Origin of the sequence: Halobacillus litoralis, assembly GCF_009856355.1 — a bacterium.
In the GTDB taxonomy this organism is placed as follows: domain Bacteria; phylum Bacillota; class Bacilli; order Bacillales; family Halobacillaceae; genus Halobacillus; species Halobacillus litoralis_B.
On the sequence record NZ_WMEW01000005.1, the window covers coordinates 42,375 to 66,858 of the forward strand.

Here is a 24,484-nt window from a genome sequence, read left to right on the forward strand (position 1 = left end):
CTCGTTCTGTCTCTGATTATAATGAGAATGGTAAGACGAGGGAGGGACGAACGATATGGAACATCGTATTGAAAAAATAAAGAAGCAGCTGCATTCCCAAAGTTATAAGCTTACACCGCAGCGGGAAGCAACTGTACGGGTTTTACTGGAAAACGAAGAAGATCATTTAAGTGCGGAAGATGTTTACCTCCTCGTAAAAGAGAAAGCACCTGAAATTGGTCTTGCTACCGTATATCGTACACTTGAACTCTTAACTGAATTGAAAGTTGTCGACAAAATCAATTTTGGAGACGGCGTTTCCCGTTATGATTTAAGAAAAGAAGGGGCCGAACATTTCCACCACCACCTGGTCTGCATCGAATGCGGGTCCGTGGAGGAAATTGAGGAAGACCTTCTGCTTGACGTTGAAAAAATAGTTGAAAGTCAATGGGGATTTGAAGTGAAGGATCACCGGCTGACCTTCCACGGCATCTGCCGTGTCTGTCAAAAGCAGGCAGTCACTGCTTCATCTGCAGAAGAAAACAAAAAATGAACGCCAGGGGCCGCTATGCAGTTTCATAGTGGCTTTTTTTATAGATGAAATGAGCAGAAGGTAAGCGGCTGCTCATTTTTATTTACAAATGTAGAAAAATCGTGTACGTTATTGCTAGATGGACTTGTGTTCTAAATACGGATTCTTTCACTTCCACCGTGTATATTTTCAATCGTTTCCGGCATACCCTTGAATAAAGGACAGGGGTGGGGGTGATGGAGTGAGCCGGCTCCGGCATAGTTTAAGAGATTTAGTTAAAGTCCTCTTAGTTTTTACTATCTGCACGTTCGTCTTTTACATGGCATTGAGAATGGTTCATGGTGAGTACGAAAGGCAGCACCGGTATGATCCCCCGGGCGGATCAGCGGTGAAGGTATCCAGTCCTCAAGATCCGGATTGGGCAGATCGTCTATCGATATTTTTTCGATTAGGAGAGTAGGTGGAAGATGAAGTATGCTCTTGAAGATTTTTATCACTATTTAACGGTGGAGCGCGGACTTTCACCCAATACAATACAATCCTATAAACGGGACCTTACACAGTACGCTGCGTTTATGCAGGAAAAAGAGGAGATCAAATCATGGGATGTGGTAACGAGGGGGCACATTATGAAGTACCTCTACCACTTGAATGACCAGGGGAGATCCCCGGCTACGACAGCGCGTTTTCTGTCCTCCATCCGCCTTTTTCACCAGTTTCTGATCAGAGAAAAAAAGACGGAGCATGATCCGAGTCTACATATAGAAACACCGAAAAAGGAGCGGCGCCTTCCCAAAGTGCTATCCTCTGATGACGTGGATAAGCTCTTGAATATCCATGCCAGGGATCCTCTTTCCTCCAGGAATAAAGCCATGTTCGAAATGCTCTATGCGACCGGTCTCCGCGTAACGGAACTGGTGTCCCTGAAGGTCAGTGATCTTCATTTGACGATGGGGTTTGTCCGCTGCCTCGGTAAAGGTTCCAAAGAACGGATCATTCCCCTTGGTGATATGGCTAAAGAAGCTGTGGAAAAATATTTGGACACGGGCCGCGGGGCGTTGGTCAAACAGAAAAATACGGAAGAATTATTTGTGAACCACCATGGAAACAAGCTGTCCAGACAAGGTTTTTGGAAGATTCTGAAAGCGGTTGCTCGGGAGATGGGCGTGGAAAAAGAACTCACTCCACATACGCTGCGCCACTCTTTTGCCACTCATCTGCTTGAAAATGGTGCAGACTTAAGGGCAGTACAGGAAATGCTTGGACATGCAGATATTTCGACGACACAGATTTACACCCACGTCTCAAAAACACGCCTGAAAGACGTTTACCGCTCGTATCATCCACGGGCGTAATCTTTTTTTCTTTGGAGTTGTCTGACATCCTACATCTATAGAAAAAAGGGTAGTTTCAAACGAATTTGGGAAATTAAAAAACAGGAGGGATCGTTAATGAATTCATTTAAACGCGTATTTTTAGTTGTTATGGACTCCGTAGGAATCGGGGAGGCTCCCGATGCTGGTAAATTTGGTGACGAAGGAGCGGATACGCTGGGCCACATTGCCGCTCATATGAACGGATTGAACATGCCGCATATGGGAGAACTCGGTTTGAGCAACATCAGAAGCATCCAGGGAATTGAAAAAGCTTCTGCACCTAAAGCCCATTATACAACGATGGTGGAAGCATCCAACGGGAAGGATACGATGACCGGCCACTGGGAAATCATGGGTCTGTATATCGATCAGCCATTCCGTACATTCCCCGATGGTTTTCCAGACGAACTGCTGGACCAAATCAAGGAGAAGACTGGAAGAGGCATTGTAGGGAACAAGCCGGCATCAGGAACGGAAATCATTAAAGAGCTGGGCGGACATCACATGGAAACCGGAGACTTGATCATTTATACTTCAGCCGATTCAGTGCTTCAAATCGCTGCCCACGAAGACGTCGTTCCGCCTGAGGAACTGTTTGAAATCTGTGAATTCTGCAGGGAAATCACAAAGGACGAAAAATATATGGTCGGCCGTATCATCGCCCGTCCATTCATAGGAGAGCCGGGAGCTTTTGAACGGACATCCAACCGTCACGATTATGCACTTAAACCATTCGGACGGACAGTAATGAATGACATGGCGGACGCCGGCCTTGATGTAGTAGCTCTTGGTAAGATTTCCGATATTTATGATGGTGAAGGTGTGACAGAAGCGGTTCGTACGAAAGACAATATGGACGGCATGGATCAATTAGTGAAGTCCATGGATAAAGATTTCCATGGAATGAGCTTCCTGAATCTGGTTGACTTTGATGCCAAGTACGGTCACCGCCGCGATCCTCAAGGGTATGGGGAAGCTTTGGAAGCTTATGATGAGCGCCTTCCGGAAGTATTGGAAAAAATGGAAGACGACGATCTGTTAATCATTACTGCTGACCACGGGAATGACCCGGTGCACCATGGAACAGACCACACCCGTGAACTGGTGCCGCTCATCGTTTATCATAAAGGAATCGATCAAGGAAAAGAGCTGGAGCAGCGCCGCACATTTGCGGATATCGGGGCCACGGTTTCTGATAACTTCAATATTCAAATGCCTGAACATGGGCAGAGTTTCTTAAAGGATATCCAATAGGGAGGGGTATGAACATGAATCAAGCGCAAGTTAAAGAAGCATCTCAATTTATTAAACAGCAGCTGCCCGAACAACCTGGAGTAGGGTTGATTTTAGGTTCCGGTCTTGGGGTTTTAGCAGAAGAAATTAAAAACCCTACGGCTATTCCTTATTCCGAAATCCCCCACTTCCCGGAATCTACGGTCTCTGGACACAAGGGACAGCTGGTTATCGGAGAGCTTGAAGGACAGCAGGTTATTGCTATGCAGGGCCGCTTCCACTATTACGAAGGCTATACGATGAAACAAGTGACCTTCCCGGTACGTGTGATGAAGGAGCTGGGGGTTGAGACTCTATTTGTCACAAACGCCGCCGGCGGCATCAATACTTCCTTTGAGCCCGGAAACCTGATGGTGATCACCGACCATATTAATAATATGGGGGACAGCCCGCTGATCGGACCAAATGATGATGAGCTGGGGCCGCGTTTCCCGGATATGTCTGAAGCCTACGACCGGAAGCTGATTGGTCACGCGGAAAAGGCGGCAGAAAAATTGAACCTGGGCATCCAAAAAGGTGTGTACGTCGGTAATACGGGTCCTGCCTATGAAACAGGCGCAGAGATCCGCATGCTTCGTACACTTGGCGGAGATGCTGTAGGAATGTCTACAGTTCCGGAAGTCATGGTGGCCAACCATGCAGGCATGAAAGTTCTCGGTATTTCCTGTATTTCTAACATGGCTGCAGGTATTCTTGATCAGCCGCTTACTCATGACGAAGTGATTGAAACGACCGCGCAGGTGCGTGAAGATTTTCTCGGTTTTGTTAAGGAACTGCTCCGTACACTTTCTGTTTCTGTTTAACGAATGCGTTTGAAATGAAGCAGCAATGGCGGTGTGCTCTATTGCCACCGCCGACAATTCTTAGTAAAAGCAAAGGGTGATAGGATATGAGAATGTATGATGTAATTGTTAAAAAGCGCGACGGCGGGGAGCTCACAGAGGAAGAAATAAAGTTTTTTGTGGAAGGGTATACAAAAGGAGAAATTCCTGATTATCAGGCTTCAGCACTGACGATGGCCATCTATTTTCAGGGGATGACGCAGGAGGAAACGGCGACCTTGACGAAAGCGATGGTGGATTCGGGCGAAACCATCGACCTCTCAGAGATCGATGGGAAAAAAGTAGATAAGCACTCCACGGGCGGTGTAGGTGACAAAGTAACCTTTATCGTGGGCCCTCTCGTTGCGTCCGTTGGTATTCCTGTTGCGAAAATGTCCGGCCGTGGTCTTGGCCATACAGGCGGAACGCTGGATAAACTGGAATCCGTCAAGGGTCTTGAAATTGAAATGAGCAAAGAGAAGTTTATTGAGAACGTGAACAAGTACAAGCTTGCTGTTGCCGGCCAGACAGGGAACCTGGCGCCGGCTGATAAGAAACTTTATGCGCTGCGGGACGTAACAGGAACGGTGAATTCCCTCCCACTTATCGCTGGTTCAATCATGAGCAAGAAGATCGCATCCGGAGCGGACAGCATTGTATTGGATGTAAAAACAGGGACAGGCGCTTTTATGAAGACGCTGGAGGATTCCGAAGCCCTTGCCCGTGAAATGGTGAACATCGGAAACAACCTGGGTAGAAAAACCGTAGCGGTTATCAGTGATATGAACCAGCCACTTGGCTATGAAGTCGGTAATGCGAACGAAATTAAGGAAGCAGCGGAAATCCTTCAGGGAAGCCGTGTAGAAGACCTTCGCACACTCTCTCTGGAAATCGCCTCTCATATGGCTGTACTGGCAGACAAGTTCCCAACTTATGAGGAAGCTTATGAAGCGCTGGAAGCTAATATCGAGAACGGAAAAGCGTTCCAATCCCTGCGTAACCTTATAGAAGCACAGGGTGGAGATGTATCCATGATCGATGATCTTTCCAAGCTTCCACAGGCGGAATACCAAGTGGAAGTACCGGCTGAAAAAGATGGTTTTGTATCGGCTATTGACGCCGAGTCCATTGGTGTCGCCGCTATGTACCTTGGTGCCGGCCGTGCCACAAAGGATGACGAGATCAATCATGGTGTTGGAATCACGATGAAGAAGAAAATTGGCGATTCAGTGAAAGCGGGAGAGCCTCTTGTTGTTCTTCTAAGTGACGATGAACAGCCGGAAGATTCCATCCAGAAGGTAAAGCAGGCCTACACGATTTCAAATGATGTCGTTAAGAAGCCTACATTGATCCATAATATTATTAAGTGAAGATAAAGACGGAGTCGCTGGACTCCGTCTTTTTTGGCAGTAGAAAAAGCCTGAGGTAACCAGTCCGAGTTGTCTATTTGTCGTGTAAAGGGTTACATTATGCTTGTCATAAGGAGCGGTGCCCCTTCCACTCCTGCGGAAGAACGAGTGGGCCGAGATCACCGAGCGTGGTTTTTTGCGAGGAAGCTCGGGCGCTCGTCCGCGGAAAGGGAAGGGGCTTTCGCTCCCGGCGGTAAGAAAGAAAAAAGCTTGTAAAGACGGAGTCACTGGACTCCGTCTTTTTTATCGTTAAGTCTCTGAAACGTGCAGCAGACAGATTTGTATAGAAGATCATGGAAAGGGAAAGCTAGGGACACTTACAGCTATATGGGAGGTTAGGGAATGAGAAAATTGTTAGGTGTCATTCTAGCTCTTTGTTTATTCGTAACTCTTCTTCCGGCAGGCTTATCAGCGGAGGAAAAGGAATCGTTGGATATTGTGAATTCAGCAAAATCGGCTGTTTTAATGGAGAAAAACAGCGGCCGTACACTTTTTGATAAGGATGCAGATAAGCAGCTGCCTCCAGCAAGCATGACGAAGGTCATGACTCTTTTATTGATTATGGAGGAACTGGAAAAAGGCGGGATCACTCTGGACGAAATGGTCCGTGTCAGTGAACATGCGGCTTCCATGGGAGGATCCCAGATTTTTCTTGAAGCGGGTGAGGAGATGACTGTGGAGGATCTCCTTAAAGGGATCGCTGTAGCTTCGGGCAACGATGCCAGCGTAGCGATGGCTGAACGGATTGCCGGAAGTGAAAAAGAATTCGTAGCGATGATGAATGAAAAAGCAGAGGCCCTTGGTTTGAAAAACACCCATTTTGAAAATCCGACGGGACTTCCGGCCGAAAATCACCTGAGCACCGCACGTGATATGGCCGTTATGGCCCGTGAGCTGCTTCTGCATGATGAAGTAACCCAATACACAAAAATATATGATGATTACCTGCGTAAAGGGCAGGATAACGAATTTTGGCTGGTGAACACAAATAAATTGATCAAAACCTATCCTGGAATGGACGGGTTAAAAACCGGCTATACTTCAGAAGCCAAATACTGCCTGACTGCCTCCGCCCAGCGTAACGATATGCACATGATTGCTGTTGTCATGGGTGCATCGACTCCAAAAGACCGGAATGCTGATGTTTCCAGCCTGCTGGACTATGGATTTTCACAATTTGAAGGTGTCAAACTTTATTCAAAGGACGATGCCATGACAACATTGAATCTGACAAGAGGAGAGCCTCGTCAGGCGGTGTTGAAACCGGAGAAGGATGTCGTTGTTCTGAAGAAGAAAAATGATAAAAAGACGGAGTATGAAACAGAGTTGAATGTAGACGACAGCCGAAGTCTGCCATATGAAAAAGGAGCTCACATGGGGTGGGTCGTTGTCAAAAATGGAGATGAAGAAGTCGCCAAAGTCCGGCTGGAGACTTCAGAAACTGTGGAAGAAGCAGGATTTTTCCGGTTGTGGGAACGGTCCTGGAGGAATTTGACGAGCTTTCAGAGGTTTTAGCACTTTCCCACTAGTATTGTTTCAGGGCAGGAAATGACTCAGGAAAGTACGAAAAGACTTAGTGACTCTTAAATGTCAGAGGAGGGAATACACGTGAGTCTTCAAAGTCATTTCGCTGTCAGGGAAAATGTGTTAATTGTACGTTTGAATGGAGAGCTTGATCATCACGAAACCGGGTACCTCAGGGAAGCCTGGCAGAAACAGCTGGAAAACAAAGCCGTCGACCATGTGATTGTCAATTTAGAAAAACTGTCCTTCATGGATAGTTCCGGCCTTGGTGTTATGCTTGGTCGTTATAAAGAAGTACAGGCAAAGGGAAATGTGATGGTGGTTTGTTCCGTATCTCCTGAAGTCAAACGGTTGTTTGATATGTCCGGTCTGTTTAAGATTATGCAGCTGATGGAAAATGAATCTGCTGCATTGGAAAGTCTGGGGGTGGCATCATGCGGAATGAAATGACCCTTGAATTTTTAAGTATCAGCGCCAACGAATCTCTGGCAAGGGTTTCGGTCGCTTCTTTCATCAGTCAGCTCAACCCGACGATGGAGGAACTGACGGATATTAAAACCGTTGTATCCGAAGCGGTGACAAATGCGATCATCCACGGGTATGAGGAAAAGAATGACGAAAAAATTGTACTTACCTGTGCCATTGATGGAGAAGAAATCGAATTGATTATTAAAGACCATGGAAACGGTATTGAGAATATCGATCTTGCCAAAGAGCCATTGTATACATCCAAGCCGGAATGGGAGCGCTCCGGTATGGGATTTACAATTATGGAGAACTTCATGGATCAAGTGGACATCACATCTGAGCCCGGGGTCGGGACGACCATACGTATGACGAAGCAGCTGACGTCCACCCGTGCGCTTTGTAATTGAGGCCGCGCCTATGGGAGATGCCACCAAAGAACGTCTGTCGGATAAAGATGTGAAGGCATTGATTAAAAAAAGCCAGGCCGGAGATCAGGAAGCCAGGGATTTTCTTGTCGAAAAGAATACCAGACTCGTCTGGTCGGTGGTGCAGCGGTACCTGCGCAGAGGATATGACCAGGATGATCTTTATCAAATCGGCTGTATCGGTCTTTTAAAATCCATCGACAAGTTTGATCTAAGTTATGACGTCCGTTTTTCGACGTATGCGGTCCCTATGATCATTGGTGAAATCCAGCGGTTTATCAGGGATGACGGCAGTGTGAAGGTCAGCCGGAGTCTGAAAGAATTAAACCATAAAGTCAGGGCCAAAAAAGAAGAGCTTTTAAAGGAATACGGCCGGTCGCCGACCGTGAACGAACTGGCTGAAGCACTCGGTATGTCCAAGGAAGAAATTGTCCAGGCGGAGGACGTTGGCCGTGCGCCTCAGTCCATTTATGAAACGGTGTATGAGAATGAGGGGGATCCCATTACCCTGGTCGATCAAATCGCTGAGGATGATGACAGTTGGTTTGACCAGCTTACGCTGCAGGATGTTATGAGCAGGCTGGATAAACGGGAGCGCCTCATCATTTACCTCAGGTATTACAAGGATCAGACACAGACTGAGGTAGCCGAAAGGCTTGGGATATCCCAGGTACAGGTTTCCAGGTTGGAGAAAAAGATTCTGGCGGATATGAAAGCTACAATGAATGATACGAGTTGAAAGGCTGCGCCTGCTGAGGGTGCAGTTTTTTTATTGGTCAGAAACCGGGGGAAGAGGGCGGCGTATGTTTTTCGCTGCACCACACATAATAAGCATATCTAAATCTTACAGGGGGCGGAAAAGATGGCAGCACCTGTCTATATTCGTCTGAAGCAGTCCATTTATGTAAATCCGGAGGCAGAAATCCGCCTGAAGGATGCTGCTGGAATTACAGGGGCTGAACAGCAGATCTCCCCTTTGAAGGAACTTATACTGCATAAAGTAACACCGGAGGATCAGAACATTGTCGTCATTGATGCCTTTATGGTTGTGGAACAGATTCTGCATCATCAGCCGGATACAGAAGTACAGCTGATTGGTCCATCCTCCTGCGTCGTCCATGTAGAGAAGCACAAGAAAGAACCGAATCCCCTGTTAATCAGTGCTATATGGATTTTATTATTTATCGGAGCGGCCATGGCCATTATGAATTTTCACTTTGATGTCAGTATGCAGTCTGTGCAGCAGAAGCTTCATCTGATGCTGACAGGCCGCGAAGCTGAATATCCACTTTTGATACAAATTCCGTACTCGATCGGACTTGGTATCGGGATGATCTTATTCTTCAATCATTGGTTTCAAAAAAGATTCAATGAAGAACCGAGTCCGATGGAAGTAGAGATTTTTAACTACCAGGAAGATTTGGATCATTATGTAGCCATTAAAGAAAATAAGGTGGAAAAAAAGGATGTGGATCGTTGAAATTTTGATCGGACTTGCGTCAGGGATTGCCGTCGGAACAGGTTTTGTAGCTTTTTTGACTGTTCTTGGGATTGTACCGCGCCTGATGCAGTTAAGTCATTCTGAATCGAAACTAAGGCACTATGAATGGGCGGTCATCTCCGGCGTGTTTTTCGGCATCTATTTGTCTTTTGGAAGCTTCCCCATTGAGATAACGTGGTGGGGAATCGGCTTGTGGGGACTGTTTCACGGAATTTTCATCGGCATGCTTGCCGCAGCCCTCACGGAAGTGTTGAACGTTTTCCCCCTTCTTTTTAAACGGATCGGGGTTGATGGATATCTCTTTACTTTATTAATGGCGCTCGTACTTGGGAAGATCGCAGGTTCCCTGTTTCAATGGATCATTTTTGTCAAATAGCGTGAATATGGGAGGGAAATGAATGGATAAGCAGCCTTTGAATGAACAGAATTTCGAAAAAGCCGTGAAATCCTACCAGCCGAAGCCGCCTTACGTCCTGAATTGTATAAAAGCGTTCATTGTAGGAGGGCTCATCTGTGTATTCGGTGAGTTGTTGTCGCAGATGTATGTTCATTGGTTTGATTATAGTGAAGAAAATGCGATGAACCCAACTGTAGCCACTCTCATTTTACTAGCGGCATTAGCTACGGGCTTCGGGGTTTATGATAAGCTGGGGCAGTTTGCAGGAGCTGGATCAGCCGTTCCTGTTACAGGTTTTGCCAACTCGATTACGAGCGCGGCTCTCGAACATAAATCGGAGGGACTGGTGCTGGGGGTGGCGACGAATCTGTTCAAACTAGCCGGTTCTGTCATTGTATTCGGTGTAGTGGCCGCCTATGTTCTGGGGATTATCAGGTATGTCTGGTCACTTATCTTCTAGGAGGAAATAGATATGGGTAAAGCTGGAAAGCAAACGTGGACATTCTCCAATCAAGTTTATATACAATCTTCCGGTACAGCTGTGGGTCCGATGGAAGGGGAAGGCCCCCTTGGAAGGACGTACGATGTTGTTCATGAGGAACTTCACTGTGGAGAATCAAACTGGGAGCTTGCGGAAAGGAAGTTGATGTTTGACGCGGTTTACGCCTGTCTTCAGAAAGCGGGGGTTGACCAGTCTGCCATTGATCTATTTCTTGCAGGAGACCTTCTCAATCAGAACGTGACAGGTAATTATGTCGCCCGTCAGCTGGAAATCCCTGTCCTCGGTATGTTTGGTGCCTGCTCGACGAGTATGGAGACGCTGGCATCCGGAGCCGCTTTGGTCGACAGCGGGTATGTGGATCAGGCTTTAGTGGCGGTCAGCTCACATAACTGCACTGCAGAGCGTCAATTCCGTTATCCAACGGAATATGGGGGCCAGAAACCGAAAACCGCCACATACACCGTGACTGGAAGCGGAGCCGCCCTTCTCTCCAGAACTCCCTCCCCTGTACAGGTGGAAGCCGCAACACTCGGAAGAGTGATGGATTACAACATTAAAGACCCTTTTGATATGGGGTCGGCTATGGCTCCGGCGGCATGGGATACGATAAAAACCCACCTGGAGGATATGGGACGTATGCCTTCGGATTATGATGTGATTGCTACAGGGGATTTATCTTCTGTAGGATCCCCGATTTTCAGAGATATGATGAAGCAGGACGGATATGACGTGAGTGACGTTCATAAAGACTGTGGCATGCTCGTCTATCACAGTGATCAGCCCGTTTTTGCCGGGGGAAGCGGATGTGCGTGTTCTGCTGTTGTGACCTATGGGAAACTCATTCAGGACATCATCGAAGGAAAGTATAATAAGGTTCTCATAGCTGCCACCGGGGCCTTGATGAGTCCGATGATGATTCAGCAGAAGGAATCGATTCCCGGAATCGCCCACGCGGTCGTACTACAAAGGGGGGAGGTGGACTCATGACCTTTTTATGGGCTTTTATCGTAGGAGGAGGGATCTGTGTGATCGGCCAGCTTCTGCTGGATGTCTTTAAGCTGACACCTGCCCACGTCATGTCCTCCTTTGTTGTCGCCGGTGCGGTTCTTGATGCTTTCGATATTTATGACAATCTCATTGAATTTGCAGGAGCTGGAGCGACCGTCCCGATTACAAGCTTTGGACACTCCCTTCTTCACGGGGCAATGGAACAATCCGAAGAGCATGGGTTTATCGGTATTGCAGTTGGAATATTTGAATTGACTTCTGCAGGTATTGCATCTGCTATTTTGTTTGGATTTATCGTTGCGCTGTTTTTTAAACCGAAAGGGTAATGTTGCCTCAAGGAGTGAAAGGAATGCAGGATCAAAAAGAAGCACCCATCGTTATGAAACTGGCCCAGAATAGAAAGGCGTTAAATGAAAGGATCGGTGTGGAACAATCCTTCGATCTTGGATTCCGCACGGTATATATTCTTGGATCAGAAGTCAACGTCTATTATGTGACAGGCCTTGTCGAAACGCCTATCATCGTAGATATTATGAGGCAGTTGTTTGAATTGAATGAGGGGACGGAAGAAGAGGATACCGTAAGCTCGCGGATCAAGAATGATATCCCTCACCAGCAGGTGGAAACATCATCGGACATGAACCAGTGTATCACCCAGCTTTTATCCGGCCTCATTGTCCTGTTTGTTGAAGGAGAGACCGACGCATTCATCGTCGACGTCCGTACTTATCCAGGCCGGACACCGGAAGAGCCGGATACAGAAAAGGTCATACGAGGATCGAGGGATGGCTTCACGGAAAATATCATTGAAAATACAGCATTAACAAGACGGAGGATCCGGGATGAACGGCTTCGCCATGAAATTCTCCAAGTAGGGGAAAGATCGAAAACAGACGTCTGTATTTCGTATATTAAAGATGTCGCAGATCCGGGGCTTGTGGATTTGATCAAGAGCGAAATAAAAAACATCGATATAGACGGCTTATCCATGGCCGACAAAACCGTCGAGGAATTTCTCGTTCAGCAGGGGAGTAACCCGTTCCCTCTTGTTCGTTATACCGAGAGGCCTGATGTAGCTTCAGCTCACTTATTTGAAGGTCATGTAATCATTATGGTGGATACCTCCCCGAGTGTCATTATTACGCCGACAACCTACTTCCATCATGTTCAGCATGCAGAAGAATTCAGGCAGGCACCTGCAGTAGGAACATTTGTCCGCTGGGTCCGGTTTTTCGGGATATTCTCTTCGATATTTGTGCTCCCTCTCTGGATGCTGTTCGTGATGCAGCCGGATCTGCTCCCGGAGTCTCTGGCTTTTATCGGCCCGAATGAAGAGACATCCATACCCATCATTATTCAAATTCTTCTGGCAGACCTCGGGCTTGAAATGCTGAGAATTGCCGCTATTCACACGCCGACACCGTTATCGACCGCGATGGGGCTGATCGCGGCTGTTCTGATTGGGCAGATCGCGATCGATGTGGGGATGTTTGTCCCGGAAGTTATTCTGTATGTTGCTGTTGCAGCGATTGGATCCTACTCGACTCCAAGTTATGAATTGTCCGTAGCCAATAAGATGGCCAGGGTTTTATTTGTGATCTTAGTTGCTGTTTTTGGTATCAAAGGGTTGATGATAGGGTTCCTTGGTTTTATACTCCTTCTCGCCCATACAAAATCGTTGAACACGCCTTACCTCTGGCCTTTTCTTCCTTTTAATGCCAAGGCTGCTCTGCAGATCATCTTCAGGCTCAGCATGCCGTCTTTGAAGGTCCGGCCGAGCGTAGTTCATCCTCAAAATAATCAGAGGCAGAAATAATCATATTGCCCGGCTTTCAGCAATGTGATAAATTATAGACAATTAAAAAAATGTCCTTTCAAATAAAGGGCATTTTCTTTTTTATTCGAGGTACATACGTTTGAAGACAAAGGCGGGATTGTATGAATCATGAAGTAAATCAACAAGGACAGCTGATGATAGCGGGAGTGCAGGCGAAGGAACTGGCCGATCACTACGGCACGCCCTTATTCGTGTATGATGTCAATAAAATCAGGGCGAACGCGCAGGCATTTGTGCGTACGTTTGAAGAATATAATGTTCCTGCCCAGGTTGCCTATGCCAGTAAAGCTTTTTCATCGACAGCCGTTCTTCAAGTCATCCACCAGGAAGGGCTGAGCCTGGACGTTGTGTCACAGGGCGAACTGCATACAGCACTTGAAGCAGGTTTTCCGGTAGAGAAAATCCATATGCACGGCAACAACAAAAACATCCAGGAGCTCGAAATGGCTGTACAATATAATATCGGCTGTATCGTTGTCGATAATTTCTTCGAGATTGAATTGTTGAGCGCCGTATTAAAAGAACAGCGGAAGACGATGGATGTTCTTCTCCGTGTAACTCCTGGAATTGAAGCACATACCCACGATTATATCCTCACTGGTCAGGAAGATTCCAAGTTCGGGTTTGACTTGAGCAGCGGACAGGCTGAGGAAGCCTTTCAAAAAGTCCAGGAAGATCCAAATATACAGATGAAGGGGCTGCACTGTCATATTGGATCACAGATATTCGAAACCGACGGGTTCCAAATGGCTGCCCAGCGATTATTCCGCACCCTTCATGAGTGGAAGGACAAATACGAATATGAAGCCTCTGTTGTCAACCTTGGCGGAGGATTCGGAATCCAGTACACCGAAGAAGACCAGCCGCTGGAACTGGATCAATATGCTCATGCTCTTATTCAAGAAGTGAAATCATTATCCAGCCGGTTCGACTATCCGATGCCTGAAATCTGGATCGAACCCGGCCGGGCTATCGTCGGTGAAGCAGGTACAACACTGTACACGGTAGGTTCTGTGAAAAACATCCCGGAGGTCCGTACTTATATCTCTGTCGATGGAGGGATGACGGATAATATCCGCCCGGCGCTTTATAACGCAAAATATGAAGCAGCACTTACTGAAAAAATGAACGAACCTTCAGAAAATAATTATTCAATAGCTGGTAAGTGCTGTGAATCCGGGGATATGCTAATATGGGATGTGGCGCTTCCTGCTGTAGAGCATGGAGATACACTTGCAGTTTTCAGTACAGGAGCGTATGGTTATGCTATGGCAAGTAATTATAACCGCTTTCAAAAACCGGCTGTCGTGTTTGTGGAAAACGGGGAACACCAGCTGGTCGTCCAAAGAGAAACGTACCAGGATATGACCAGACTGGATTTGTCATACGAGAAAGGAAAGGGGAAAGAGAAATGAAACAAGCAACGATTCAATTTGAAAATGGCGAAAAAATGGTGGTCGAACTTTATGAAGAGGCTGCACCGAATACAGTAGCAAACTTTGAGAAGCTGGCCAATGACGAGTTCTATGACGGCCTGACTTTCCACCGTGTCATTCCTGATTTTGTCATTCAGGGCGGCTGCCCGAATGGTACAGGTACAGGGGGACCGGGCTATACTATTAAATGTGAGACAGAAGGGAACCCGCATAAGCATGAACGGGGAACCTTGTCCATGGCTCATGCCGGTAAAGACACAGGAGGAAGTCAGTTCTTTGTCTGTCATTCCCCTCAGCCGCACCTTGACGGCCGTCATACGGTATTTGGAAAAGTCATCGAAGGTGTCGATATCGTCGACCGTGTCCGCGTCGGTGATGTTATGCAGCAGGTAAGAGTAGAAGATAAATAAGTTATTGGATGAGCCCGCTGAGTAAAGACAATGGACGGTTGTTGGATCAGCGGCTCCTCTTTTTTTGTCCCTGAAGACAGAAAAGGTGCGGATAAACCTGCTTATGAAATGAACGGTCAGTCATTCATTTGAAAGACGAAGAATTTCAGTGAACGGTAGATCCGTCTCCTTTCTTATCAGAGCCGGTATTTTTAGTCATCTCTATCGATTGAAATGGAGGCTTGGTGAGAGAGGGTTGAATATTTTCTCCTGTTGCTATATTCTAATCTAACGGGGATAAGAAATTCGTTTTACCGGGGGAAACAAGATGAAATGGAAAAACTGGACACTGTTTACCATTCTCGCTTTATTCAGCATTGGCTGGGGCCTGTTTTACTGGTTTGGTATTGTCATGTGAAAACGTTGAAACGGCCGGACAGGCAAGTGAATAATCACTTGAATAGAATGATATGACATGTATGTGGATAACCAATATTATTAGTTATTTCATAATTGAGGGGTTAATATGCTGATTCGATATAAAAAATCTTTTGAAAAGATAGCTATGGGTCTGCTTTCCTTTATGCCGGAGGTTACGGATGTCCGGAATCTGCAGGACGTGATCCGGCAGTACGATGCAGATCCTGACTGGCATCTGTTTTTATGGAAAGAAGAAGATATACTGGGGGCAGTCGGCGTCCGTCTGGAGGGCGGCAGAGCTGTCGTTCAGCACGTTTCTGTCAATCCGTCCCACCGCAATCAGGGGATCGGACGCAGAATGATTCAGAGCATCCGTCTTCACTTTAAAGATCAATGCGAGATCTGTGCTGATACAGCAACAGAGACGTTCATTGAAAAATGTGATGAGGAAAGTGCTTCTTCCCAGTTGTAAGATGAAAGAGGTGCCGCTTCGGCACCTCTTTTCTCATGGGGAAATTTACCTTCGCCGTTTATGTTTATGAATAAGGTTATCATCCGACATCCTGCTGGGTGAGCCGAAAACCACTCCCCATTTTTGGCAGAGATATTGGACGTCCTGTAACAGTTGTGGATCAACAATGCAGAAGTTCCAGCTTACATACGGTTGACCGCTGCGTACACGGGACAGTTCTGCAGCAAGCTGCTTTTCCAGGTGGGCCGGATCTAGTCCCAGATGAAGCAGGGACTCCCTCTGAGATGGCAGGTTGTTGATGCACCGTTTCAAAAGGGTGGCGGCGCCGTTCTGATTGCCTCTGCGGTCATGATACATCGCCACTGCGGTTTGTATGAGAAGGACCCATACAGATTGACGGCTGCGTGGTGTGGTATTTTTCCAGTGCTCCTCCAGCACTTCATGACATTCGAAATAATCTCTTGTTCCATGAAAATGAGCCAGGTATTCTAAATAAAGGGCGGGGTACATTTCGATCACTCCATTTCAAGCGGCAGGTCCGGCTCCTGATAAATGTTCAGGATGCGGAGGAGTCCGCTCTCTACAGTCTACGTGACGCTCCCCTTTTTCTTCAAGTGGTCCTCCGTACGCCACCTGTTGGCGGAAGAATATTTCTGATATGATAAAAGGGAAGAATCAGTGGTAAAGGAAGAATTACATGACAAAAAGCTACCAAGTGAAAGTGGAAGGCTTCGAAGGGCCTCTGGATCTTCTTTTACATCTTATCAATCGATATGAAATTGATATCTATGATATTCCTGTTTCGCAGATAACGGATCAATACATGCATTACATTCATACGATGCAGGAATTAGAACTTGATCTTGCCAGTGAATATTTGGTGATGGCTGCAACACTGCTGGCGATTAAGTCACAGATGCTGCTTCCTCAACCTCAATTGGATGAAGATATGGAAGATATGGAACTCGAAGAAGACCCACGGGAAGAATTGATGCGGCGCTTAATCGAATACCGGAAATATAAGCAGGCCGCTGATGAATTAAAGCAGAAAGAATTGGATGCCAACCGCATTTATACACGCCCTCCCCTTGATCTGGCGGATCAGGAGGAGGAAAAAGCGGAAGTCCGGCCCGGCGAAGCTTCGATTTATGATATGATCCAGGCCATGGGCAGGCTGATGAAGCGCAGTAAAGAAAAACAGCCCGAGGAAGCCAGGGTGCAGCGTGATGAAATACCAATTCAGATGCGCATGGACGAAATTCTAAACCAAATGAAAAGTTCAAAAGAGGGGACCCCGTTTTATCAGTTGTTTGAAAAACGGACCCGTCCCCATATCGTCGTCACGTTCATTGCTCTCCTGGAGTTGATGAAAAGCAATGAAATAACCTGTGTACAGCAAGAGCATTTTGAAGAGTTAATTGTGTTTAAGATGGAGGATGCCCCATGGAATTAGAGGAATACAGAGCTATCATTGAAGGGGTGCTGTTTGCCTCCGGAGAAGAAGGAGTGCCGAAAAAGAGATTAATGGATCTCTTGGAAATGGACAAACCTTCGGTCGATGATTTGATCAAAAGCATGCAGGAAGCCTATAAGGATCCATCCCGGGGGCTTATGATTATGGAATCGCAGGGAACCCTGCATTTAACGACAAAGCCACAACATGCATCCTATTATAAGCGTCTGCTTGATTCCCCGAGCGCCACACGGCTCTCACAGGCGGCTCTGGAAGCGCTGGCGATTATCGCTTACCAGCAGCCGATAACGAGGGTTGAAGTGGATGATCTGCGCGGGGTGAAAAGTGACCGTTCCATTCAGACGCTTGTTAACAGAGGTCTGATCCAGGAAAAGGGTCGTAAAGATGCGATCGGTCGTCCGATCCTGTACGGGACGACCAAAGATTTTTTGATTTATTTTGGTTTGACATCCATCGAAGATCTTCCTCCTCTCGAGGACCTTCAACAACCCGAGGATATGGCAGGCGATGCCGATCTTTTCTTTGAAAAATTTGAAGAAGATGATCCCCTTCAAGATGAAGATTAACACGAGCTGCTCCTGATTCAGGGGCAGCTTTTTTTACCATTGGACGAAGGTTTCTCGAATCATATGCCTGTACATTCAGGCATAAGGTGTAGCAAATGACTAGAATGGGAGGAGCTCCTCTTGAAAAGGTGTTTATATATGGTGTTGGCCGCCCTGCTCACATTTCAATGGTTTGCGTTACACCCGGTTCAAGCAGAAGGGGCGTTGTCCGTATCAGCGGAGCATGCTGTATTGATGGATGCAGCATCGGGACGGGTTCTTTACGAAAAAGATGCCTACGAACCTGCCTTGATCGCCAGTACAACAAAAATCATGACCGCCCTGCTTGCTGTTGAATCAGGTAAAATGGAAGAAAAGGTCTCTGTAAGTAAGAGGGCCGTGTATACAGAGGGATCCTCGATCTACTTAACTGAAAAAGAGAAAATTCTCTTAAAGGATCTTGTTTACGGCCTTATGCTCAGAAGTGGGAATGATGCCGCCGTTGCTATTGCTGAGCATGTGGGGGGGAGTGTGGAAGGTTTTGTTCAAATGATGAATGAAAAAGCCGCATGGCTGGGGATGGATGACAGCCATTTTGAAAATCCTCACGGCCTTGATGGAGAATCCCATCTATCCAGTGCCTACGATCTGGGGCTTCTCATGGCATATGCAATGAAAGATGAAACTTTCCGTGAAATCACAGGTAGTGAATCCTATCTATCGGAAAACAGAGATTATGCCTGGATGAATAAAAATAAAATGCTGACCCAGTATTACGATCCGACGAATGGCGGAAAGACCGGGTTCACAAAAGCGGCCGGAAGGACTCTGGTCACTTCTGCTGCCAGGGATGAAATGGAATTGATTGCAGTTACATTAAATGCTCCGGATGATTGGAATGACCATAGAAACATGTTTGAGTGGGGGTTCGCCCATTTTGAAACGGTTCTCCTGCAAAAGAAAGGAACGATCAAAGCGGGAGGAGAATCTTATTATGTGCCGAGAGACCTGATATATCCTCTCACCCCATCCGAAAAAGAGCAGCTGGAAGCTGTGTTTTATCCGATGGAAGAGGAGGAAGGGCTTATGGCGGGGGTAACCTATTATAAGTCTGGTAACCTCCCCATCGTTGAAGCTGCGGTATGGAAGGAGCGGCCTGCGCAGTCTTTTCTGAGGGAAGTCGGTGATTTTCTGCACCGGATGATGGGGGTGGAGCCGTGGTCAACCTGATCTGGGCGCTTCTTGCCATTGTTGGTATCGTTTATGCGGCCTTCAACGGTACAATGAAAGAGGTCAACCAGGCGATATTTCAGACGTTGGATGAAGCTGTCATGATAACCATCAGCCTTGCGGGCGTGCTGGTATTCTGGCTTGGACTGATGAAGATTGCAGAAGAAGCGGGACTGCTTCGCGGGCTCGCTGCGTTGTTCAAACCCGTAGTGAAGAGGATCTTTCCGGATATCCCTGAAAACCACCCGGCTCTTGGGTACATTTTATCCAATATGACAGCGAATATGTTTGGGTTGGGAAACGCGGCTACACCGATGGGGTTGAAGGCGATGAAGGAATTGAAGAATCTTTCCGGATCTGATCATGCCACCCGGTCCATGATTACCCTGCTCGCCCTCAATACATCGTCGTTAACCTTGATACCTACAACAGTCATCGCTGTCCGAATGAAGTATGGGTCCTCAGATCCAACTTCCATCATCGGGGCTACGATTCTTGCGACAATCGTGTCTACCTGTGCGGCTCTTTGTATCGACCGCTATTTTTATCACCGGAGGAAGCGGAGGCTTGAATTATGATCAGTATATGGCTGATTCCGGGAATCATCTGTCTTGTGCTGGTCACGGCTACAATTAAAAAAATTCCCTCCTATGAGATATTCGTGGAAGGAAGCAAGGAAGGGCTGCAGATTGCGGTTTCCCTGCTTCCTTTCCTTCTTGGTATGATGGTTTCCATCGCTGTTTTTCAAGCCTCGGGGGCCATGGGGGCCGTACTGGTGTTATTTGAGCCTGTTATGAATATGTTCGGTGCACCGGAAGAAATTTTACCTCTTGCATTTATCCGTCCTATTTCAGGAACGGCTGCGTTAAGTATGACCACAGAGTTGATCCGAACGTTTGGCCCTGACTCATTTATCGGTTATCTGGCTTCTGTGATGCAGGGAAGCACAGACACAACATTGTATATCATTACCGTCTATTTCGGGGCCGTAGGAATCAAACGAATGGGCGATGCATTGAAGGTTGGACTGCTTGCGGATTTAGTTGGTATACTGGCATCAATCATCATCGTTATCATCCTATTCCAATGATAGGATGATTTTTTTGTTCAAATCTTTATAGAATGTGTATAATGTAAATGGTGTGTTCTCTTGGAGATACCAAGGTGAAGAGAACATTTTAGATTTTAGATTTTAGAAGTAGAAGAAAGTTGGTGACGGTCGTATGGCAGATAAAGAACGACTACAAAAGGTGATCGCCCACGCTGGTGTCGCATCACGAAGAAAAGCAGAGCAGATGATCTTGGATGGAAAAGTGAAAGTGAATGGTGAAACGATCACAGAGCTTGGGACAAAGGTTGGAAAAAACGATGATGTTGAAGTAGAAGGGGTGCCGATTGATAAAGAGGAACCTGTCTATTTCATGCTTTATAAACCAAGAGGTGTGATTTCCAGTGTAAGCGATGACAAAGGCCGGAAAGTTGTCACGGATTTTCTGCCGGAAGTAAAAGAGAGGATTTTCCCGATCGGACGCCTGGATTATGATACATCCGGCTTGATCCTGCTCACGAATGACGGTGATTTCGCTAATATGCTCATGCACCCGAGCCATGAGGTCAATAAAGTTTATATTGCGAAAACAAAAGGAATTCCGACCCAGGAACAGTTGAAACAGCTTAAAAAAGGAATCACTGTAGATGGAGAGTATTTGAAAGCTGTCCATGCTAAAATCAATTCTACTGATTCCAGAAAAAATACAGCCATTGTTCAGGTTATTCTGCATGAAGGAAAAAACAGACAGGTCCGCAGAATGTTTGATACCCTCGGTTTTCCAGTGGACAAGCTGAAGCGTGAACGCTATGGAACGCTGGACCTTAAAGGATTGAATGCCGGCGATTACCGCCCTCTAAAGCCTTTTGAAGTTAAACAGCTCCGACAGCTCGCTGAAGAAAATGTTGAATAACGTTCATATTTTGCCTTTCCAATCGATGATATAATGATCTGGGAGTGACAGCTATGAAAGAGAAGACCATCCAAAAAAAGAAAAGAAGACTGATCTTCCGGGCTGCCATGCTGACGGTTATGGTCGGTCTTGTCGTTTTTGCTCTCGTGGCAAATGGAAAAGAGGACCAGGTCGCTGTAGCCAAAGGGGAAGAGGCCCCGGATTTTCAATTGAAGAAATTCGGTACGGAGGAAACGGTCCAATTGAGTGATCTGGAGGGACAGGGCGTCATGCTGAACTTCTGGGCCACTTACTGCGGTCCGTGTAAGGATGAAATGCCCTACATGGAAGAGCTGTACGAAGAGTATAAGGAAAAAGGTGTGGAGATACTCGCGGTCAACCTGGATTCAACGGAGTTGGTTGTGGAGAACTTTGTGAATGAATATAACCTGACGTTCCCAATTCTTCAGGATAAAAAAGGACAGGTGATGGACCTCTATAATATCGGTCCCATCCCTTCCACCTTATTCATCAATCCAGATGGTGAAATTGAAGAGCAGGTGATCGGTCCGCTTACGTTGGAAAAACTGGAGGGGTATCTGCAGGACATTTCACCGGAGGAATAGAGTCTACTTATATTGCGAGGTTTTATTATGAATGAGATTACCTGTGAGTGTGGACACATAAACCCTGAAGGTACCGTTTTATGTGAATCCTGCGGAAAGCCGGTGGAGGGGAACCAGCACATTGACGGCAATGATCAGAAAGAGCTGCTGAACATGCGCTATGACGGAAGTGCCCGCCGGTCCCAGACTTACAATCGGACGTTTATAGATAAGATATGGAATTTCTTTTCCTCTGTTAAAGTGGGCGTTTGGCTCATCTTCATTACGGTGATTGCCTCGGCGGTGGGAACAATCTTTCCTCAGGAAGTCTTTATACCTGGAAATGCAGATCCTGCCACCCATTACCGTGATCAGTACGGCATCGTTGGTCAGATTTATTATCAGCTTGGTTTTCATGATTTATTCAGCTCCTGGTGGTATATGCTGCTGATTGCCATGATCGGTATTTCCATCGTTATCGCCAGCATTGATCGTTTCTTTCCGCTTTACAAAACATTGAAAAGGCAGAAGCCGAAACGTCATGAGCTGTTTATGAAGAAACAGCGTGTGTTCGGGACGACGGAGAACCAGAACGTGGATGTTGAACAGTTTAAAGCCAATTTGAAGAAACGCCGCTTCCGTGTGTATGAACAGGATGGCCACCTGCTTGCTGAGAAAAACCGTTTCGCCCGGTGGGGGCCATACGTCAATCACATCGGCTTGATCATTTTTCTAATCGGGGCTCTGCTTCGATTTGTCCCTGCTTTTTATGTTGATGAATTTATCTGGGTCCGGGAAGGAGAAACGATTTTAATCTCCGGAACGGATGGGCAGTATTATGTGGAAAATAAGGCTTTTACACTTGAAACTTATGACAAGGATAATCCTGAGGATGCCAGGTTTAAAGAAGCGATTGAAAGCCAGAGTGGTGCCATCCCAAAAACCTTCCGGACAGATGCTGTCATTTATGAGCGGACCAACACGGATGTTACGGGTGCTGAACCGGAACTGGAGCAGGTGAAAGAAGGCGCATCCACGATGAACAATCCATTGAAATTTGGTGATTATGCCCTTTACCAAGCCAGTTATCAATTGAATGAATTCAAGGAAATGTCCTTTAAAATTCATGACAAGGATGATGAATCAACCAACTATGGAGAATTCACCGTCGATCTGACAGATCCTCAATCTACATATGAACTGGATGGCGGCTACAGGGTGGAAATCGCCAACTATTTTCCTGATTATGAACTGGAGGATGGGGAGCCTGTTTCGGTGTCCAAATACCCAAGAAACCCGGCTTTTGTCTTTCAATTATTTCCTCCAGGGGAGTCTGAGCCTGAAACAAGCTTTCTTGGTATAGGAGCCAACGTTGATGCTGGTGGAGAAAACCAGTACAAGCTCGGCCTGACTGAATTCGACGTCAGGGATGTTACCGGGTTGACGGTGAAAAAGGATGAAACCCTGTGGCTGATTGCTTTTGGAGGCGCTGTCTTTATGATCGGGGTCATGCAGGGCATGTACTGGAACCATCGCAGAATCTGGCTTCAGCCGAGGAATGATGGAGTCTGGATTGCCGGTCATACGAATAAAAACTGGTATGCGTTAAGGATGGAGATTGATAAAGCGATTGAGGGAACAGGAATACAGGCCCCCGTCGATCAGCACGAAATGAAATCATAGAGTCAGGAGGATGAACATGGGAGATTTAACGACCATAAGCAGTAACCTGCTTTATGCAGCATTTTTCATCTACTTGATTGCTACTTTCTTTTTTGGGGCAACCATACGAGACAAGAAGAAAGGCAGCAGTAAAGTGGCAGGAAACATCGGTATTACCATTACCATCATAGGGTTTCTTACTCAGCTTGGGTATTTCTTTACAAGGTGGGGGGCAAGCGGCCACGCCCCCGTCAGTAATCTATTCGAATATACGACCTTCTTCGGGATGATGCTCGTTTTTGCCTTTATCGTCCTTTACTTTATTTACCGGGTGGATCTGCTGGGCCTTTTTGCGCTCCCGATTGCCTTGCTGCTTATTGCGTTTGCGAGTATGTTTCCGACAGAAATTTCACCGCTCGTACCGTCACTGCAGTCCCACTGGCTTTATATTCACGTTACGACAGCCTCCCTCGGCCAGGGAATCTTGTCTGTGAGTTTTGTAGCCGGATTGATTTTTCTCATCCGGCAGGTGGATCAGACAAAGCGCTCCAAGCATACGATGTGGCTGGAATTCGTCATTTATATCATTGCATCCACGGTAGCTTTTATTGCGCTTTCCTCCACCTTCAGCGCTCTTCAGTACCAGGCAGAGTTTGAAGCACCTGTGGAAGGCCAGCCGATGACGATTACGTATGAAATGCCTGCCATTGCAGGGCCTGCCCAGGGGGAATTACTGACCGAAGGTGCGTGGTCTCCTCTGTTTGAGGCTCCGGAATGGATGCGCGGCGAAGATGCTGCGAAGAAATTCAATACATTTTTATGGGCCATTGTCGGCGGACTTGTCCTTTACTGGGGCTTACGCCTGATTTTCCGCAGAAGGATTGCGGCACTCATTCAGCCACTCCTGAAAAGGGTCAATCCTGAACTCGTCGATGAAGTGTCCTACCGCGCAGTGGCTATCGGATTTCCTGTCTTCACACTCGGTGCATTAATCTTCGCTATGATCTGGGCCCAACAGGCGTGGGACAGGTTCTGGGGATGGGACCCGAAAGAAGTGTGGGCGCTGATTACGTTCTTCTTTTATGCGGCTTATCTGCACCTCAGGCTTTCCCGTGGATGGCAGGGGATGAAATCCGCGTGGCTTGCTGTCGGCGGTTTCGGCATCATCATGTTTAACTTGATCGCCGTTAATCTCATCATTTCAGGTTTACATTCTTATGCATAATAACGAGGGCAGGC

Annotated in this window: 29 protein-coding genes; 28 read left to right on the top strand and 1 reads right to left on the bottom strand. The window is 46.8% G+C overall.

The features are described from left to right. Positions 1-55: 55 nt before the first annotated feature. The 19 genes from GLV97_RS08875 (at position 56) to GLV97_RS08965 (ending at position 15,789) form a co-directional block, all read left to right on the top strand. Entirely contained in the window at positions 56-532 is a 477-nt protein-coding gene (locus tag GLV97_RS08875; RefSeq protein WP_160835873.1) for a Fur family transcriptional regulator, read from the top strand. A gap of 220 nt (positions 533-752) precedes the next feature. Next, a complete protein-coding gene (locus tag GLV97_RS08880) occupies positions 753-971 on the top strand; it encodes a DUF4227 family protein (RefSeq protein WP_160835872.1) in 219 nt (72 codons plus the stop codon). Between the two features lie 7 nt (positions 972-978). Then, positions 979-1,866: a site-specific tyrosine recombinase XerD gene (gene xerD, locus GLV97_RS08885; RefSeq protein WP_160835871.1), complete on the top strand. Its 888-nt coding sequence runs from the start codon at positions 979-981 to the stop codon at positions 1,864-1,866. 96 nt (positions 1,867-1,962) lie between these two features. Beyond that, complete coding sequence (gene deoB, locus GLV97_RS08890; RefSeq protein ID WP_160835870.1) at positions 1,963-3,141, top strand: phosphopentomutase; 1,179 nt, start codon at positions 1,963-1,965, stop codon at positions 3,139-3,141. A 14-nt stretch (positions 3,142-3,155) separates the two neighbouring features. Continuing rightward, complete coding sequence (locus GLV97_RS08895; RefSeq protein WP_160889531.1) at positions 3,156-3,983, top strand: purine-nucleoside phosphorylase; 828 nt, start codon at positions 3,156-3,158, stop codon at positions 3,981-3,983. Between the two features lie 86 nt (positions 3,984-4,069). Next, positions 4,070-5,371 (top strand): pyrimidine-nucleoside phosphorylase, encoded by a 1,302-nt coding sequence (locus GLV97_RS08900; RefSeq protein WP_160840380.1) that lies wholly within the window; start codon positions 4,070-4,072, stop codon positions 5,369-5,371. Between the two features lie 381 nt (positions 5,372-5,752). Beyond that, entirely contained in the window at positions 5,753-6,925 is a 1,173-nt protein-coding gene (locus GLV97_RS08905) for a D-alanyl-D-alanine carboxypeptidase family protein (protein ID WP_160835867.1), read from the top strand. Positions 6,926-7,018: 93 nt separating this feature from the next. Then, the gene (gene spoIIAA / locus GLV97_RS08910; RefSeq protein ID WP_160835866.1) at positions 7,019-7,384 is read left to right on the top strand and encodes an anti-sigma F factor antagonist; all 366 of its coding nucleotides are present in this window, start codon (positions 7,019-7,021) and stop codon (positions 7,382-7,384) included. After that, on the top strand, positions 7,369-7,809 hold the full coding sequence (gene spoIIAB, locus GLV97_RS08915; protein WP_160835865.1) for an anti-sigma F factor: 441 nt from the start codon (positions 7,369-7,371) through the stop codon (positions 7,807-7,809). Before spoIIAA ends, spoIIAB begins: the two co-directional genes overlap by 16 nt. Before the next feature lie 10 nt (positions 7,810-7,819). Then, positions 7,820-8,566 (top strand): RNA polymerase sporulation sigma factor SigF, encoded by a 747-nt coding sequence (sigF, locus tag GLV97_RS08920; RefSeq protein WP_160836479.1) that lies wholly within the window; start codon positions 7,820-7,822, stop codon positions 8,564-8,566. A 123-nt stretch (positions 8,567-8,689) separates the two neighbouring features. Then, positions 8,690-9,307, top strand: a complete 618-nt coding sequence (locus GLV97_RS08925) for a stage V sporulation protein AA (RefSeq protein WP_160835864.1) — start codon at positions 8,690-8,692, stop codon at positions 9,305-9,307. After that, positions 9,294-9,704: a stage V sporulation protein AB gene (locus GLV97_RS08930; protein ID WP_160835863.1), complete on the top strand. Its 411-nt coding sequence runs from the start codon at positions 9,294-9,296 to the stop codon at positions 9,702-9,704. Before GLV97_RS08925 ends, GLV97_RS08930 begins: the two co-directional genes overlap by 14 nt. A gap of 22 nt (positions 9,705-9,726) precedes the next feature. Then, on the top strand, positions 9,727-10,185 hold the full coding sequence (spoVAC, locus tag GLV97_RS08935; protein ID WP_160840378.1) for a stage V sporulation protein AC: 459 nt from the start codon (positions 9,727-9,729) through the stop codon (positions 10,183-10,185). Between the two features lie 12 nt (positions 10,186-10,197). Continuing rightward, a complete protein-coding gene (gene spoVAD / locus GLV97_RS08940) occupies positions 10,198-11,214 on the top strand; it encodes a stage V sporulation protein AD (protein ID WP_160889532.1) in 1,017 nt (338 codons plus the stop codon). After that, positions 11,211-11,561, top strand: a complete 351-nt coding sequence (gene spoVAE, locus GLV97_RS08945; RefSeq protein ID WP_160835860.1) for a stage V sporulation protein AE — start codon at positions 11,211-11,213, stop codon at positions 11,559-11,561. Before spoVAD ends, spoVAE begins: the two co-directional genes overlap by 4 nt. A gap of 23 nt (positions 11,562-11,584) precedes the next feature. Then, positions 11,585-13,051, top strand: coding sequence for a spore germination protein (locus GLV97_RS08950; RefSeq protein WP_160889533.1), 1,467 nt, complete (start codon positions 11,585-11,587; stop codon positions 13,049-13,051). Positions 13,052-13,173: 122 nt separating this feature from the next. Next, the gene (gene lysA, locus GLV97_RS08955) at positions 13,174-14,487 is read left to right on the top strand and encodes a diaminopimelate decarboxylase (protein WP_160840377.1); all 1,314 of its coding nucleotides are present in this window, start codon (positions 13,174-13,176) and stop codon (positions 14,485-14,487) included. Next, entirely contained in the window at positions 14,484-14,918 is a 435-nt protein-coding gene (locus tag GLV97_RS08960) for a peptidylprolyl isomerase (RefSeq protein WP_160835857.1), read from the top strand. Before lysA ends, GLV97_RS08960 begins: the two co-directional genes overlap by 4 nt. Before the next feature lie 505 nt (positions 14,919-15,423). Further along, the gene (locus GLV97_RS08965; protein ID WP_160835856.1) at positions 15,424-15,789 is read left to right on the top strand and encodes a GNAT family N-acetyltransferase; all 366 of its coding nucleotides are present in this window, start codon (positions 15,424-15,426) and stop codon (positions 15,787-15,789) included. Between the two features lie 45 nt (positions 15,790-15,834). On the opposite strand, the gene GLV97_RS08970 is transcribed toward GLV97_RS08965, so the two are convergent. Next, complete coding sequence (locus GLV97_RS08970) at positions 15,835-16,299, bottom strand: DUF309 domain-containing protein (RefSeq protein ID WP_160840376.1); 465 nt, start codon at positions 16,297-16,299, stop codon at positions 15,835-15,837. Between the two features lie 187 nt (positions 16,300-16,486). On the opposite strand from GLV97_RS08970, the gene GLV97_RS08975 reads away from it, so the two are divergent. The 9 genes from GLV97_RS08975 (at position 16,487) to ccsB (ending at position 24,470) form a co-directional block, all read left to right on the top strand. Further along, a complete protein-coding gene (locus tag GLV97_RS08975; protein ID WP_160889534.1) occupies positions 16,487-17,242 on the top strand; it encodes a segregation/condensation protein A in 756 nt (251 codons plus the stop codon). Further along, positions 17,233-17,829 (top strand): SMC-Scp complex subunit ScpB, encoded by a 597-nt coding sequence (gene scpB, locus GLV97_RS08980; protein ID WP_160889535.1) that lies wholly within the window; start codon positions 17,233-17,235, stop codon positions 17,827-17,829. Before GLV97_RS08975 ends, scpB begins: the two co-directional genes overlap by 10 nt. A gap of 120 nt (positions 17,830-17,949) precedes the next feature. After that, on the top strand, positions 17,950-19,038 hold the full coding sequence (locus GLV97_RS08985; protein WP_272917339.1) for a D-alanyl-D-alanine carboxypeptidase family protein: 1,089 nt from the start codon (positions 17,950-17,952) through the stop codon (positions 19,036-19,038). Then, on the top strand, positions 19,026-19,616 hold the full coding sequence (locus tag GLV97_RS08990; RefSeq protein ID WP_160889536.1) for a nucleoside recognition domain-containing protein: 591 nt from the start codon (positions 19,026-19,028) through the stop codon (positions 19,614-19,616). The genes GLV97_RS08985 and GLV97_RS08990 overlap by 13 nt, the downstream gene beginning before the upstream one ends. Continuing rightward, complete coding sequence (locus tag GLV97_RS08995; protein WP_160889537.1) at positions 19,613-20,128, top strand: spore maturation protein; 516 nt, start codon at positions 19,613-19,615, stop codon at positions 20,126-20,128. Before GLV97_RS08990 ends, GLV97_RS08995 begins: the two co-directional genes overlap by 4 nt. A gap of 133 nt (positions 20,129-20,261) precedes the next feature. After that, positions 20,262-20,999, top strand: coding sequence for a pseudouridine synthase (locus GLV97_RS09000; RefSeq protein ID WP_160835851.1), 738 nt, complete (start codon positions 20,262-20,264; stop codon positions 20,997-20,999). Between the two features lie 53 nt (positions 21,000-21,052). Continuing rightward, complete coding sequence (resA, locus tag GLV97_RS09005; protein ID WP_160889538.1) at positions 21,053-21,604, top strand: thiol-disulfide oxidoreductase ResA; 552 nt, start codon at positions 21,053-21,055, stop codon at positions 21,602-21,604. Between the two features lie 27 nt (positions 21,605-21,631). Beyond that, entirely contained in the window at positions 21,632-23,266 is a 1,635-nt protein-coding gene (gene resB, locus GLV97_RS09010; RefSeq protein ID WP_160840373.1) for a cytochrome c biogenesis protein ResB, read from the top strand. Between the two features lie 16 nt (positions 23,267-23,282). After that, a complete protein-coding gene (ccsB, locus tag GLV97_RS09015) occupies positions 23,283-24,470 on the top strand; it encodes a c-type cytochrome biogenesis protein CcsB (RefSeq protein WP_160835848.1) in 1,188 nt (395 codons plus the stop codon). Positions 24,471-24,484: the final 14 nt, after the last annotated feature.